12 protein-coding genes are annotated in these 14868 nt (G+C 39.7%); 10 read left to right on the forward strand and 2 right to left on the reverse strand.

Annotated features, from left to right (window positions below; genetic code table 11):
• Positions 1–25 precede the first annotated feature (25 nt).
• The 5 genes from MMB69_RS19180 (at position 26) to MMB69_RS19200 (ending at position 7650) form a co-directional block, all read left to right on the forward strand.
• The gene (locus tag MMB69_RS19180; RefSeq protein WP_221782116.1) at positions 26–1432 is read left to right on the forward strand and encodes a sodium:solute symporter family protein; all 1407 of its coding nucleotides are present in this window, start codon (positions 26–28) and stop codon (positions 1430–1432) included.
• Positions 1433–1562: 130 nt separating this feature from the next.
• Positions 1563–2900, forward strand: coding sequence for an MFS transporter (locus MMB69_RS19185; RefSeq protein ID WP_277448232.1), 1338 nt, complete (start codon positions 1563–1565; stop codon positions 2898–2900).
• A gap of 331 nt (positions 2901–3231) precedes the next feature.
• Positions 3232–6261 carry an efflux RND transporter permease subunit gene (locus MMB69_RS19190; RefSeq protein WP_277448233.1) on the forward strand — a complete coding sequence of 1010 codons (3030 nt, stop codon included), beginning with the start codon at positions 3232–3234 and terminating at the stop codon, positions 6259–6261.
• 486 nt (positions 6262–6747) lie between these two features.
• On the forward strand, positions 6748–7011 hold the full coding sequence (locus MMB69_RS19195; protein WP_013082079.1) for an autorepressor SdpR family transcription factor: 264 nt from the start codon (positions 6748–6750) through the stop codon (positions 7009–7011).
• Positions 7012–7650 carry an SdpI family protein gene (locus tag MMB69_RS19200; protein ID WP_221782121.1) on the forward strand — a complete coding sequence of 213 codons (639 nt, stop codon included), beginning with the start codon at positions 7012–7014 and terminating at the stop codon, positions 7648–7650.
• A gap of 149 nt (positions 7651–7799) precedes the next feature.
• On the opposite strand, the gene MMB69_RS19205 is transcribed toward MMB69_RS19200, so the two are convergent.
• A complete protein-coding gene (locus MMB69_RS19205) occupies positions 7800–8792 on the reverse strand; it encodes a DUF3231 family protein (RefSeq protein WP_277448234.1) in 993 nt (330 codons plus the stop codon).
• A 153-nt stretch (positions 8793–8945) separates the two neighbouring features.
• Complete coding sequence (locus MMB69_RS19210; protein ID WP_277448235.1) at positions 8946–9461, reverse strand: cupin domain-containing protein; 516 nt, start codon at positions 9459–9461, stop codon at positions 8946–8948.
• A gap of 247 nt (positions 9462–9708) precedes the next feature.
• Between MMB69_RS19210 and MMB69_RS19215 the strand changes: the two genes are divergently transcribed.
• From MMB69_RS19215 to MMB69_RS19235, 5 genes are all read left to right on the forward strand, one after another.
• Complete coding sequence (locus tag MMB69_RS19215) at positions 9709–9927, forward strand: hypothetical protein (RefSeq protein ID WP_277448236.1); 219 nt, start codon at positions 9709–9711, stop codon at positions 9925–9927.
• Complete coding sequence (locus MMB69_RS19220; RefSeq protein WP_277448237.1) at positions 9924–10184, forward strand: hypothetical protein; 261 nt, start codon at positions 9924–9926, stop codon at positions 10182–10184. Before MMB69_RS19215 ends, MMB69_RS19220 begins: the two co-directional genes overlap by 4 nt.
• Before the next feature lie 281 nt (positions 10185–10465).
• Positions 10466–12997 carry an EAL domain-containing protein gene (locus MMB69_RS19225; protein WP_277448238.1) on the forward strand — a complete coding sequence of 844 codons (2532 nt, stop codon included), beginning with the start codon at positions 10466–10468 and terminating at the stop codon, positions 12995–12997.
• Between the two features lie 57 nt (positions 12998–13054).
• Positions 13055–13699, forward strand: a complete 645-nt coding sequence (gene folE, locus MMB69_RS19230; protein ID WP_025749591.1) for a GTP cyclohydrolase I FolE — start codon at positions 13055–13057, stop codon at positions 13697–13699.
• A 48-nt stretch (positions 13700–13747) separates the two neighbouring features.
• Entirely contained in the window at positions 13748–14674 is a 927-nt protein-coding gene (locus MMB69_RS19235) for an NAD(P)/FAD-dependent oxidoreductase (protein WP_277448239.1), read from the forward strand.
• Positions 14675–14868 lie beyond the last annotated feature (194 nt).

Raw genomic sequence — 14868 nt, forward strand, 5'->3', positions numbered from 1 at the left:
GACCCATACTAAGGAGGAATCTGTTATGAACGGACTGGATATGACGGTTATGTTTGTCTATTTTGGCGTATTGGTTGTAGCTGGTATCATTGGCTCGTTAAAAGCAAAGTCATCAGAAGATTTTATTTTAGCCGGGCGAAACTTAGGAATGTTTATGTATTTAGGATGTTTGTCTGCCGTTATTTTAGGCGGAGCATCAACGATTGGAACGGCTCAGCTTGGCTATGAGCACGGGCTGTCTGGCATTTGGTTTGTGACGATGATTGGACTTGGAATCATTACGCTTGGCACGATTTTTATTAAGCGGATTTCGTCTTTGAAAGTGACGACTATCAGTGAGCTGCTAGGAAAAAGATATAACGCTCAAGCGCAAATTATCAGCGCGGTTGTTGCCGCTATTTATACACTCATGGTATCAGTCACTCAAGTGATTGGAATGGGAACAATCATTCATGCGCTGCTTGGATGGAACATGACGGCCTCGATGTTAATTGGCGGTTCGATTGTTCTGTTCTATACGATTTTAGGCGGAATGTGGAGCGTAACGGTCACTGATATTATTCAGTTTGTTGTGATGACGGTAGCGATTTTTGGATTTATGCTTCCAATGAGCGTATCAGAAGCAGGAGGTTTTAAAGCCCTTAGCGGAGACTTGCCATCATCTTATTTTGATTTTTCATCGATTGGATACGGTCAAATCTTTCAGTATTTCCTTCTATATACGCTTGGTATGGCAGTGTCTCAAGATATTTGGCAGCGAGTATTTACGGCGCGAACAGAAAAAATTGCGCGAAACGGCTCCATTTTTGCAGGGGTGTACAGCATTGCCTACGCGATTGCGGGAAGTGTAATTGGAATGTGTGCGTATTTGCTGCTACCAAATGCAGAAAGCAGTCAAAGCATTTTTGCGACGCTTGCAGTTCAGATCCTGCCTCAAGGATTATTAGGTCTCGTACTAGCAGGCGTTTGTTCGGCGCTGATGTCAACTGCTTCAGGAACGCTGCTTGCGTCTTCTACGCTGATTAGTAACGATATTATTAAAAAAGTGTGGCTTAAAAATATTTCAGAGAAAAATTATTTAATTTTAACGCGCGTTAATACGCTTATTGTCGGCGTCCTTGCTATTATTTTTGCTCTTTGGATTCAAGACGTGCTTGTTGCGCTAGACGTTGCGTATGCCATTTTATCAGGAGCGATTTTTGTTCCGTTTGTTGTGTCCCTATTCTGGAAAGACATTCATCCAAAAGCAGGAGTTTCGGCGATTGTTGTTAGTACGCTAGTAGTACTTGGAGGTCTATTGATTGAAGGACTTTCTTCTACTACGCCAATTCTATACGGAATTTCAAGCAGCATCATTGTAATGGCAGGGTTTGCGGTTATGGCTCGAAACAAAGAACTGTCTGATCAAGAAAAGGTTCAAGAAGATATGTGAATAAGGGGGTAAAAAGCTTCTCATAGTAAAGTGAGAAGCTTTTTAGCATTTTGTGTGCATAAATATAGACAACAAACGGCAAGGAGGAGTAAACTAGACGCTCAGATTATAGAGATAAGGAGATTGTTACATGAAAAGCAGAACGTCCGTAATGGTTAGTATTGTTCTGGCAATGCTAGTGGCTTCGCTTGATTCAACGATTATGAATACGACGATGCCCGTTATTGCAAAAGAGCTTGGAAGATTTGATTTGTACGCGTGGTCGTTTGCTTCGTACATGATTGCAAGCACGATTTTATCTCCGGTAGCGGGAAGATTATCGGATTTATTTGGCCGCAAAAAAGTATTTGGGTTTGGTATCATTGCTTTTTTAATTGGTTCGATGCTTTGCGGCGTGGCAAATACGATGATTCAGCTTGTTCTTTTCCGTGCGGTTCAAGGAATAGGAGCCGGGTTTATGGTGGCGTTTCCTGCTATTATTGCCGGAGACTTATTTCCCGTAGAGAAGCGAGGGAAAATTCAGGCGCTGTTTACAACAATGTGGGGATTATCAGCTGTGTTGGCTCCGCTTTTAGGCGCTTTTTTTGTGGATTATTTAACGTGGAGATGGATTTTCTTTATTAATTTACCCGTATGTATTGTTTCATTTCTGACGTTAATGCCATATCAAGAAAGCTATGAGCCGAAAAGAGCAAAAGTCGATTACATCGGTGCCATATTGTTTGGAGCAGGCGTTACGTCACTGCTGCTTGTGACGGTAGTGGAACAGAATCGAGTTGTGTATGCAGTCGCTGGACTTATTTTATTAGTGATTTTTTATCTCCATGAACGAAAACATGCTTCTCCGATTGTACCGCTGTCTATGTTCCAAAACAAAACGCTGTCATGGATTAATATCAATGCGTTTATTGGAACGGTGGCTTTATTCGGAACGTCAAGCTACATTCCGTTATTTTTACAGCGAGTAGCGCATTTGTCACTGTTTATGAGCGGAGTGGCGCTGTTAGGAACAGCGGTTGGATGGATGTCTGTGTCCGTGCCGGCGGGTAAATGGATTTTAAAACACGGCTATAGAAAGCTGTTGTTAATTGGGAATGTGCTGCTGGTTGGTTCGGGAACACTTCTGCTTATGCTAAATGAAAGTCATGGCTTCTTTTATGTGTTTTGCGTCATGATTGTACAAGGGCTATCGTTTGGTCTGCTGTCTACGGTTGGAGTCATTGGTGTACAGCAATTAGTAGGAGGACACGAAAGAGGTATTTCAACGTCATTTTTTATGTTTTGCAGAAACATGGGAACAGCAATCGGCGTTACAATTATGGGTGCGTTGCTGACTTCAGGCGGAAGCTTTATGGCAGGCATTCATCACTTGTTTTTATTTGGCTTTGCCGGAAGTATCGTAGCTTTATTGACTTCCTTAAAAATTCAAAACGATACGGAATCAAAGCACAATCGAGCTGCTAGTTAAGGGAATTTATGCTAAATATGTTTATTTCATAAAAAAACGGGAAGAAACCAAATAAGGTCATAGAATTGCCTGAGAAATCGTAGGCATATTCTTCTTCTTCTTTCACTTACTACATGTGGGACGCCGGGTATCGGCGTCTTTTTTTGTGCTGGAAAGAGACTGATTACATAACTAAAAGCATATACATAAACGATTTTGTTCAAATAATGGGACTTTTCACAAAAAATAAGTCTTTAAATGGTAAGGATCATTAGGTATAATTTAGTAGTTATTTAGCATATTTTAGAAATGTTTGACTGAGTTCGTACGAAAAAGTGAAAGGGGAAATTTCATGTCTTGGCTCACCAAATGGTCGTTTAAAAACAAAGCGGCTATCACCATTATGTCTATTTTAATTTTAGCTTTAGGAGTCATTAGTTATTTTACACTTCCGATGGAATTCCTGCCGACCGCTGATCAGCCTCAAGTGTCAGTAGTAGTTATGGGGCAAGGAACGGATGCAGACTCCATGGAAAAACAAGTGACGTCACCGATTGAAGAAGCGGTAGCCGGTGTTAAAGGAAAAAGCAACGTGTATTCAACGACGGGAGACGGCTATTCCAAAATCGATATTTCATTTGAATCCAAAACGGATATGAAAGAAGCAAAAACAAACGTCCAAGAAGCGCTGTCTTCGGTGCAGCTTCCAGTCAGTGTATCAAAGCCTAATGTTATTCAATTAAATACCTCTATGATTCCCATCGCAGATATTTCACTCACATTTAAAGAAGGATTAACAAGAGACAATCTGGATCTTGCAGAGAAAAAACTGATCCCTAAATATAAAGACATTAAAGGCATTGCGAGTGTTCAAACGTATGGAACAGCGGATTCCTACGTGTCTATTAAAGTTGATAATAAAAAATTGTCACAAAAGAACGTGACTATTGATAAAGTTATCAGCGTGTTAGAAGGAAAAAACACGTCGCTTGCAGTTGGAGAAAAAGTCATTAATAACAAGTCGAGCAATATCAACGTAACTGGTAAAATTGACAGCTTGGACAAAGTGAAAAAGCTGCCGGTTGCACAGGATGTAACGCTAGGCGACCTTGCAAAAGTAGAGGTGAAAAAGCCTGAAGGCGTCGTGACGCATATTAACGGAAAAGATGCACTTTTACTTATTGTTACAAAAGACAGTCACTCAAACGCCGTTAGCATCACAAAAGAAGTAAAAAAACTGTCTCAGCAAATTAACAAAGACTATAACAATGTGAATGCTTCTGTATTTTTTGCAACAGGGGACAGCGTACAAAACTCTGTTCATTCCATGATGAAAGAAGTGTTGCTAGGCGCACTTTTTGCGACCGTTGTCATCATGCTGTTTTTACGCAGCATTCGCTCTACGTTTATCACAATTGTATCCATTCCGTTATCGCTTTGCTTTACGCTTTTTTTATTATCCAAATCAGGCGTCACGCTCAATATTTTAACGCTTGGAGGAGTAGCGGTAGCGATTGGGAGATTGGTAGATGATAGCATCGTTGTCATTGAAAACATCTTCCGCAAAATGCAAAAAGAAGAGTTTTCGCTTGGACTGATTATTGATGCCACAAAAGAAGTAGGCTCTGCTATTACCGCTTCTACGTTAACGACAGTCGCCGTCTTTTTACCAATCGGCCTTGTAAACGGAGGGCTTCAAGACTTTATGCTTCCGTTTGCACTAACGCTGACGTATTCACTGCTGTCTTCATTAATTGTGGCACTTACGGTTGTACCGTTAATGAGTGCGGGATTATTAAAAAATGAAAAACTTCGCAAGCACAAGCAGCCGGTTCGTTTTACAAGGGTCATTACGTGGTCGCTTAATCATAAATGGGTTGTACTGCTGCTTTCGCTGCTTTTATTTGTCGGATCTATTGGCGCGTACACAATGATGCCTAAAGGAGCGGTGGATAACTCTTCATCTGACTTTGTAGGCACAACGTTAAGCTATCCAAATAACACGCCAATTAAAACCGTAGAAGAAAAATCACTGCAGCTTGAACGCTACATTTTAGCTCAAAAAGAAGTAAAAGAGGTATATATGCAGCTTGGTAATACGGATGAAGGAGCCAAGTGGGGAGACGTTGGTTCGCCTACTGAAGCTACGTATACGATTACCGTAAAAGACAGTGAAAACACTGATTCGCTAATGAAACGAATTCAAAATCAAAAGAAACTCTATGACGGAGGGGATCTTAGCGTAAGTGCAGCTTCCCTAATGGGAGCGTCCACTACTTCCATTACCGTTGATGTAATTGGAAACGATATGAACAAGTTAGAAAAAACAGCAAGCAGCATTAAGAAAGAAATCAGCGATATAAAAGGAGTAGACAAAGTTTCTACGAACCAAGACGAAAAGAAAACGATTTACTCTTTAGACGTAGATCCAACAAAAGCAAACACGCAGCAAGTAGCGCAGCAGCTTGGCGTTATGCTGAATAAAACGCCTATTGGAGCGATAGATTTAGAAGGCAAGCAAGCAAACGTACTTCTTGAATCTGTCTTAAATCCAACGTCACCAAAAGAGTTAAAAGATATTTCTATTATGACAGAGACAGGACCGTCGCCTGTTTCAAAAGTGGCTTCACTAACGCAAGCTGAAAAGCCAACAAATCAGTTTCATAAAAATGGAGACCCATATATTCAAGTAACAGCGGATGTAAATCCAGAAAAGCTTTCAGAGATTAATAAAAACATCCAAACAACGATTTTTGGAGACGGTAAGAATAAAGGACTGTCCATTTCAAAAGATGTTGACGTTGTAATCGGCGGAGCAAGCACTCAGCAAGGAGAAGATTTCTCTGACTTGTTTATTACGATGCTCGTGTCGATTGGGATTGTGTTCTTAATTATGGTCATTACGTTTAAAACAATCCGCACGCCGTTTGCCATTTTATTCTCGCTTCCGCTTGCTGCGATCGGTGCCGTTTTAGGGTTATTAATCAGCCGTATCCCAGTAGACGTAACGGCTTTACTTGGAGCCCTGATGCTGATTGGTATTGTTGTAACGAATGCGATTGTACTATTAGACCGCGTGAAACAAAATGAAAAGAAAATGATTATGCGCGATGCCATTGTTGAAGCAGCGGCTACGCGTATGCGTCCAATTGTCATGACGTCTGCTGCTACGATTTGTGCGATGCTGCCGCTTTTATTTAAACAAAGCGAAAGCGGAAGCCTTGTTTCTCAAAGTCTTGCAGTCGTTGTAATCGGAGGATTGGCCGTTGCGACTCTGCTTACACTTGTAGTCATTCCAGTTGTATATGAACTGCTTCACTTCAGAAAATCGAAAAAACAAAGAATACAGCAAAAACAGCAGGAAGACGTAACGCCGCTATAATGTTTAAAAGGGGCTAGGCCACAAGTATGTTAGGTGAAAAAAATCCGAACGATAAATCGTTCGGATTCTTTTATTGGTAGAATGAACGTAGGTTTCATGTCTGTAGTTGCTTCTAGCTAGGGTTGATTTGGTTACGTCCCAGCTTCTTTTTTATGAAACCTTTTGGCTAGTAAAACGTATAGTTATACAAAGGGACGGAGGGATAGTATGTTTGAAATCAAAGAGCGATGTTACGTTTGTCAAAAAGAAATTCAGCCTTATGAAGAAATATGGATGTGAATGAAGTATCCAAGTAGAAGAGGCATGACCGAAATCAAAGCTTTTCTACATCAAGAAGCGCAGTTTGTATGCATGGACTGCTTTGAAAAAACAAAAAAATGAGTCAAATGCAACTGTTCTCTTTTCAAAATATTGACATATTATACTTTATAGTTTAATATTTAGATAATTATCTAAATACTTAAATATGGTGGAGATGAACTTCAATTGAATGAAACGTTTAAAGCCTTAGCGGATCCTACTCGCAGAAAGATTTTAGAGCTGCTAAAAGAGCGGGATTTAACCGCAGGAGAAATTTCCGAGTATTTTAATATGACCAAACCAAGCATCTCAAATCATTTAAAAATCTTGAAGCAAGCGGACCTCGTTCAAGATGAAAAAAGAGGGCAGTTTGTGATTTATTCGTTAAATACAACCGTTTTTCAAGATTTAATCGGCTGGTTTTTCAGCTTTCAGAAAGGAGAGAGTTAAATGAAAAAGCACGTATTTCCTTTAGGCATTACCCTTTTCACACTAATTGCATGGCTGATTGCACTGCCGCATCTTCCAGCTACGATGCCCATTCACTGGGGAGCAAATGGAGAAGCGGACGGATTTGCCACAAAGATCAATGCAATGATCTTAACGGTAGGAATCATGGTACTTATTTATTTTGTCATCGCTTTTGTTCCGCGAATTGACCCGCGTAAAGAAAATTATAAGTACTTTTCAAAAACGTATAATATCCTGTTAAACGCCGTACTGCTATTATTCTTTTTTGTAAATATGAGCACTATTTTACAGGGGCTTGGCTATAACGTGCCGATGTCGTACATTGCTCCGATTATGGCTGGACTCGTTTTTATCATTATCGGAAACTACTTGCAGCGCGTGCGCTCTAACTATTTTATGGGGATTCGTACACCGTGGACATTAAGCAATGAAACCGTATGGAAAAAGACGCATCGTTTATCTGGAAAACTCTTTTTTATCGGCGGACTGCTGATTCTTATTAGCGCTTTTTTACCTGATGGATACAAGTCAGTTATCATGTGGGGTAGTATCGTTCTGTGCGTGGCGATTCCTTATTTGTATTCGTACTTGGCGTATAAAAAAGAAATGAATATGTAGTCATACCAAAAAATCCGGTGAACACACCGGATTTTTTTATGGATAACATATCAGCCGTAACGCCACCGTTCGTGTCACGCCGGCTGATGAGAATAAACAAAGCATAAAGTATGAAACGCGTTTCAGGTCAAGACGTAACGTAAAAAAACTTACATTTCTTTACGGTCGCTTGCTTCAGGCGGCTTTTCAATCCACCCGTTTTTAATCATCACTTCGCTGCAGCGCCCCGCTACTTTTAAGTCTCGTAAAATACACGCTTCACAGTGCCCGACAATATCAAGCCTCATGCTTGTGGTCATTGCCGTTGCGTAATAAGTAATGGCTACTTTAAACATTGCGCCTCCGTGAAACGTCATCAGCTTTTCTGAAAAAGGCGCGTGCGTAGACGTGGTGATTTCATTATCCAAAAGCGGAGGAGTATGAAGGTTTTCTTCGTGCATGATGGAAGAATAAAGCTCAATATGCTTGTGTGCCACATCAAGCCCCGTCTCCATTACTTTCCGCACGTCTTTTCGTTTGCTCACTTGTTTGAAGGCAATTAAAAGCGCTTTGGTTGCCATGCTTTTGCGTAAGTTAAAATAAATATTCCCGGCTTCCGTTGCGTTTAAAAGGCGCTGCTTGCCGACAAAATCAAGAGCGTAAGTCAAATCTGTGATTGGCTCTTGTTTTTTTGGGTTTGAAAAATAAGGAGCCGGCACATAAAGATTTTTTGCTAAAAGCAGATCGAGCGACCGATTATAGATCTCCATCGCATCTAAATTGCACTGATGATAATAATCTCGAAGATCTCGGCGAACCGAAACGCTAAATGAAATGCCATACCCTGACAAGCCGTGAATCGTCATGTCATGAAGATACTTCAGCCAAAACGAGTCTGTAAAAAGCGGAGGTGCGTGCAAATCCACATCTTCATCTGTAAATCCGTTCGGCAACGAAAAATGTTCGGCATGAAAAATGGCAGTAAGCAGCTTAATATGCTTTTTTGATAACTCCAGAGAAAAGGCAAATAGCGACCGAATCTCGGCATCCGTTACCGTTGCTAGAACGTGTTTCGCTACGCAAGCCGCCAGCGTATCCTGGTAATACTGCGCGCATAGACTTGTTATTTCAGGTGAAGTCAAACGCTTGCTTTCTGCGTTCAATTGGCTTTCCTCCTATCTATAAAAATGGCACGTATTTATAAAAAACAGATAAGTATAGTGTGGACAAGTGTGTGTTAAATTATTCCATGAGTGAAGAGGGATAAAATAGAAAAAAGACCTGCCCGGCAAAGAGCAGATCTTTATGTATAGGGTCTATTTTTTATTCAGTGCTTTTTCAATTTCAGGATAGGTAATGCCGTATTTTTTAGAGACGGTAACTAAACCGATAATTTCTTCTTCAGTAGGTGGTCCCACTTGCGGCAGAGGAGCACTTTCGGGAACGGAAGTACCGAGTTCTTTAACGAATGAATCAAAGCCTGCAGGAGAAGCAGTAAGGATAAATTCCGTTTCTTCTGGTCCGGTCACAAAGCGGTGCTGAATACCTCTAGGAGCAAAAACATAATCGCCCGCTTTTGCTTCAATTATTTCTTCTCCTATGTAAAAAATCATTGAGCCGCGCTTTACATAAAACGTTTCGTCTTCATGTTCGTGAAGGTGGAGCGGGGGACCTTGGTTTGCTGGTTTCACTACGTGCGCTACTGCGTAAGCTCCGTTTGTATCTTCACCTGGTACAAGAAGCGTTACTTTTTCATCAAGAAAATGAAATGTGTTTTGATCGTGTGGCATACGGTGAAATGCGTTTGTTAACTGATTATGAGTTGCTGTCATCCTTTTATCTCCTTTAAAAACATATTTTGAGATTATTGTATACTAATATGGACGTTTTGTGTGCAAAATAATAGTTAAAAAGAATTATTTATTTACATTTATTATCTTTTTATAGTTCTATTGTTGTTGTTCGTGGATTTTCAATAGAATTTCCTTTATCTATTTTCCAAAACTACCCAATATGCTAACATAAAGATAGAATTTCTAAAGAGATAAGTGATATATGAGATGTAAAAGGAGAGTTTCGATGAAGTTGTTTAAGGATGCCTCTAAGCAGGAGCATCGAAATTGGAATAAAGCTGTGTCAGCAGGTTTTTATATACTTTTATTGCTGCTGTTTGTGAACATAATAATGTATGCCTATAATGGCGCCGAGTTAGTGTCGTCATTTTCGATGTTTTGGACAGGGATGATTGTGACGTTTGGCTATCAGTTCATTTTAAATAGAAAAAGTGAGAAAAAATGAAGAAACAGCCTTGGTATCGTTCAGAAAAATTTCTGATGCTGCTGTGCTTTTTTGCACCACCCCTCGGTTATATAGCGGTGGTAGTAAATAAGAAAAAGCTCAGCCGAGAGCAGTGGCTGAGTAACTTAACGGTAGCCACTATTATCATGTCCATATGGCTGCTGAAGTTTTTACCTCATCAGTGGGGAACGATTATTTTATTCACGGGCGTGGGAATCTATTGGTATCACCGAATATTGAAGAAGTTTAAGAAATAGCAGTTGAGATAAAGAAAGTTAAATTTTCCCCCTTTGATATTTTTAAAAAAGAAGTTAAAATATTATAGTAATACAAATTTGTTCTACCCATGTAAATAAAAGTATGTATTTAATATATTTGATGATTAGTTAAGAATAGAGCCAACCAAAGCGGTTGGTTTTTTGCATGAGTTCATTCTTTTTTTTGTAGAAATTGAAGAATAGTATCCGATGTAAAGCTAGAGCATATAGGCAGGCTTTAAAACTGTCGGATCAGTTCTTTAAACAGGAGGCCATCACTAGTGTCGATAAAGAAAAAGTTGTCCGTATTCTTTACTTTGCTGGTATTGTGTATTCTACTAGCGAATAACACCTTGCACTACATTCGATCAAAAAATAGATTAACAGAGTTTAATCAAAGGGAAATCACGCTGGTCACAGAAGAAATTGCGTACGAAGTCGAAAATTCTAAAAATAGTGCTTCCTATATGGAAGATCGGATGGCACAGGAATTACGAACGGCTTCGATTGCGATTCAACAGTCTTTGCCTGCTGATTACCATGACATCAGCAATGATGAGTTAAAACGATTAGCTGAAAAACTGATGGTATCTCACATTACGTTATTAGCTCCTGTAGGAGATGATATTATAGGCGTGAAATCTTCTGATCCTAAAGAGATTAATATGTCTACAAAAGAGTGGGGCTACTGGTATACATCTTTTCAGCAGCTTCTTTCACAGCAGCCGGTTACTACCAAAAAAGGATTTGCTTTATCTCACTTTTGGAGCGGGCCGATTGAAATAGCTTCCAGCAACCCTAATCACATTGACAAATGGGGTTATTATTACGACGGGTCTACTAATTACATTATTGATCCTTATTTTCGAGATCGGCACGTACTGGATTTTGAAAAAAGGTTTGGTCCTACGAACGTGATGAACCGTTTTACGGAAAATCTTGAAGGCGTTCTCGAACTAACGGCTTTTAACCCGAAAAATTTCGGGAAAAGAAATCAAAACGTATATTTAAACGGCAATAAATATATTAGAATAAAAGATCAGCCGATTTGGTACGGTACATACACGTATCGAAATACCGAACGTGATAAAAAGTCCATTCAAAAGGCCTTAAAAACAGGAAAATCACAAAGCTATACTGCTGAAATTAACCATAAAAAAATATTAAAAACATTGGTACCGATTAAGGAAAAAAACTCTCCTGCTTACGTAATAGGCGTAGTGTATGACTACGGACTTATTAAAAAAGAGCTGCAGCAAGAATTAATCAAACATTTACTGCTGTCTCTTCCGTTTATCTTTATTGTTCTTATTATCAGCTTTGTTTTCTCTACATCCATTACGCGGCCGATTAAACATATTATGGAGCACGTAAATCAAATCGCCAAAGGCAATTTTGGCAAGGTGCTGAATGTAAGAAGAAAAGATGAGCTGGGAGGACTTGTAGCAAACATCAACCACCTTTCTCACTTTTTAAAAACATATGTGGACGATTTAAAAAAGAGTCAGGAAGAAAGTGAGTACCATGCCTACCACGACTTTTTGACAGGATTGCCAAACAGAAGATATTTTAAAGAAGAATTAAACAGGCGCTTAATCGAGTCGAAGGAAAAGTCCATTCGTCACGTAGCCGTGTTATTTATGGATATAGACCGGTTTAAAGATATTAATGATACGCTAGGGCATTCAAAAGGAGATCAGCTTATACAGCTGATAGCCAACCGTATTAAAGATTGTCTGCCTCCTGCTAACAGCTTTCTTACAAGGCAAGGAGGAGACGAGCTTGTCATTTTATTCAGCGATTTTACACCGGAAGAAGTTGAAGGTATCACCGAGAAGATCATGGCGTATGTTCAACAGCCCTGCTACATTGACAATGATGAAGTGTTTGTCAGTATTAGCAGCGGGTTAAGCTTTTATCCGGAGCACTCTACGAATTTGGACACGCTTATTACGTATGCAGATGTTGCCATGTATGCTTCAAAAAGACAAGGCGGCAGTAAAGTAAGTATTTATCATGATTCGTTAAATCAAAAACAAGCTGAAAAAGTTCACATCGAAACGCGCTTGCGAAAAGCAATTCAAAAAGGTGACATTGACGTTTACTATCAGCCGAAAATAGAAGCGAAGCGCAACGTAATCACCGGCGTAGAAGCATTAGTTCGCTGGAATGACGCAGAGCTTGGATTTGTTTCTCCAGAAGCGTTTATTCCTATAGCAGAAGAAGCAGGTTTGATTCAGTCTCTATGGGAAGTTGTCATGAAGAAAGCTTGTTCTCAAGTTAGTAAATGGAACAAGGATCGAAACGAAAAAATGACGCTAGCGGTTAACTTTTCTCCGCGGCAATTCCAGGATCCGATTGTGTTGGTTAAGGAAATACAGCAATTTCTTTCGCTCCATAGATTTGATCCCACATGGTTTGAAATGGAAATTACGGAAAGTACATTGCTGATGAACGCAGAAGAAACGATTAAAGCTTTACATCTGTTAAAGAAATATGGTATATCAATTTCTATCGATGATTTTGGAACCGGATATTCTTCGTTAAGTTATTTAAAAAAATTACCAATTGATTGTTTGAAAATCGACCGGTCTTTTATCCAAGATATTCAAGAAGATTACAGCAACAGTGAAATTGCTCAGGCGATTATCAGCTTATCTCAAAGCTTAAAGCTGCAGGTAATCGCAGAAGGTGTGGAAGAAGAGTATCAAAAAGCGTTTTTAATGGAAAACGGCTGTGATCACATGCAGGGATACTTGTTTAGCAAGCCTCTTGCTGCAAAAGATTTTGAAGCAGCGTTTTTAAATAGCTGAAGCAAAACCATCATTTAAAAATAAACTTACTAAGAAAAGGGAAGAGGACGTAAAAAGATGGCACTTAGTACACAAAATTTAATTGCTCAAAAATTTTTAGAAACAGTAGGCACGAATTCAACTGAAATAGATAAAAAAATAGGTCAAGCTGACACATTTATGAATGCGGTGAAAGAACTGATTGATTTATGCGGAGATAATCCGGAAAGAGACGGCCTTGAAGAGACGCCGTACCGTGTGTTAAAAGCGTTTTTAGAATACACGGAAGGCTACCGAGAAGATCCGAAAGCTCATTTAGAAAAAACATTCGACGTGAATCATAATGAACTGGTATTAATACGCGACATTGAATTTCACTCAATGTGTGAACATCACTTTGCACCGTTCTTTGGCGTTGCCCACGTTGGGTATATACCGGATAAAAAAATTACAGGTTTATCTAAAATCGCTCGTACGGTAGAAGGATATGCAAAGAGATTTCAAGTTCAAGAACGTCTAACAAATGAAATTGCAGATGCAATCGAAGAAGTGTTAGAGCCGAAAGGAGTTATGGTGATTATTGAAGCGAAGCATATGTGCATGTGCGGAAGAGGAATTAAAAAATCTTCAGCTTCTACAGCCACTTCATCCGTTCGAGGCACATTTATGGAAAAACCAGAGGTTCGAGGAGAATTTTTATCTCTTTTACAGCGACAAATGTAAAGAAACAAAAAGCCATATAAGCTGAGAAGCAGAAGCGAGGTGAGCTGCATGCAACATGTTGACGTACTGATTATTGGCGGAGGACCCGCTGGTATCTCTGCTGCCGTGTGGTGTAAAAGGCTAGGCGTTGAGTGCTTGCTTCTTGAAGAGCAGGCACAGTTAGGCGGACAGCTGTTTACTATTTATAATGAGATTATCGATTATCCCGGAATACAAGCGGAAAACGGAATTGAGATGCAGCGTAAAATGGTTCAGCATTTTATCGATATGGACTGCTTATATGAAGCGAATACAAAAGTAATTTCTATTGACGAACGTTCTAAAACAGTAAAAGTAAAGCAGCAAGAAACAGAAAAGGAAATTAGCTATACGTATCTTATTTTAGCAACGGGCTCTAGTCAGCGAAAGCTCGGAGTGCCGGGTGAGCAGCAAATGATTGACCGAGGAGAAGTGTATTCAGCTTCAGCAGACGGAGAACGGTTAAAAGGTAAAAGAGTTGCTCTCATTGGCGGAGGAGACCGGGCGTTTGAAGGAGCACATCTTTTAGCATCAAAAGCAAAAGAAGTATATTTGATTCATCGTTCTACGCATTTTAAAGCAAGAGAGCAATACGTTGAAAAAGTTCTTTCCGACCCCGGTGTTAAAGTGATGACAGACACGGAAGTGACGGCTATCCACGGAAAGCATCATGTCACATCAATCGATTTAAAGAGTAAAAACAGTGAAAATAAAAACCTATCAGTAGACGCAGTGCTGATCAGACTAGGCGTAGCGCCCAATGTTGAACTTATTAAAGAAAAAGTCACCACTACACAAAGCGGACTCATCGTCATCAATGAAGTGCATCAAAGCAGCAACCCGGCTATTTATGCCATTGGAGACGCGTGCACGACTCCCTTGTTTTCTAGTATCAGCTCTTCAGCCGGTCAAGGAGCGATTGTAGCCAAGCATGTATCGAGTCTTTTGAATGATTGATAACATAAGAAAAGCATCTATCAAGTTGATAGATGCTTTTTTACGTAACATAGTAGAAAAAACATAGGAGAAGTATGTTCACAGGCAGACAAATTGTTTGGAAAAAAGCAGTGTAGTTTTTAGGAGCAGAGCTGATTCTTTTTACTAGAATACACTCGGTGATGAAATTAAAAAGAATAATGATAGAGGCCACC

Source organism: Priestia sp. P5, assembly GCF_029522155.1.
Classification (GTDB): Bacteria; Bacillota; Bacilli; order Bacillales; family Bacillaceae_H; genus Priestia; species Priestia megaterium_E.

Excerpts from the sequence above, each read along its gene's own strand:
- MMB69_RS19185 (WP_277448232.1), top strand. The coding sequence starts at position 1,563 with ATGAAAAGCAGAACGTCCGTAATGGTTAGTATTGTTCTGGCAATGCTA.
- MMB69_RS19180 (WP_221782116.1), top strand. The coding sequence starts at position 26 with ATGAACGGACTGGATATGACGGTTATGTTTGTCTATTTTGGCGTATTG.
- MMB69_RS19215 (WP_277448236.1), top strand. The coding sequence starts at position 9,709 with ATGAAGTTGTTTAAGGATGCCTCTAAGCAGGAGCATCGAAATTGGAAT.
- MMB69_RS19200 (WP_221782121.1), top strand. The coding sequence starts at position 7,012 with ATGAAAAAGCACGTATTTCCTTTAGGCATTACCCTTTTCACACTAATT.
- MMB69_RS19190 (WP_277448233.1), top strand. The coding sequence starts at position 3,232 with ATGTCTTGGCTCACCAAATGGTCGTTTAAAAACAAAGCGGCTATCACC.
- folE (WP_025749591.1), top strand. The coding sequence starts at position 13,055 with ATGGCACTTAGTACACAAAATTTAATTGCTCAAAAATTTTTAGAAACA.
- MMB69_RS19210 (WP_277448235.1), bottom strand. The coding sequence starts at position 9,461 with ATGACAGCAACTCATAATCAGTTAACAAACGCATTTCACCGTATGCCA.
- MMB69_RS19235 (WP_277448239.1), top strand. The coding sequence starts at position 13,748 with ATGCAACATGTTGACGTACTGATTATTGGCGGAGGACCCGCTGGTATC.
- MMB69_RS19220 (WP_277448237.1), top strand. The coding sequence starts at position 9,924 with ATGAAGAAACAGCCTTGGTATCGTTCAGAAAAATTTCTGATGCTGCTG.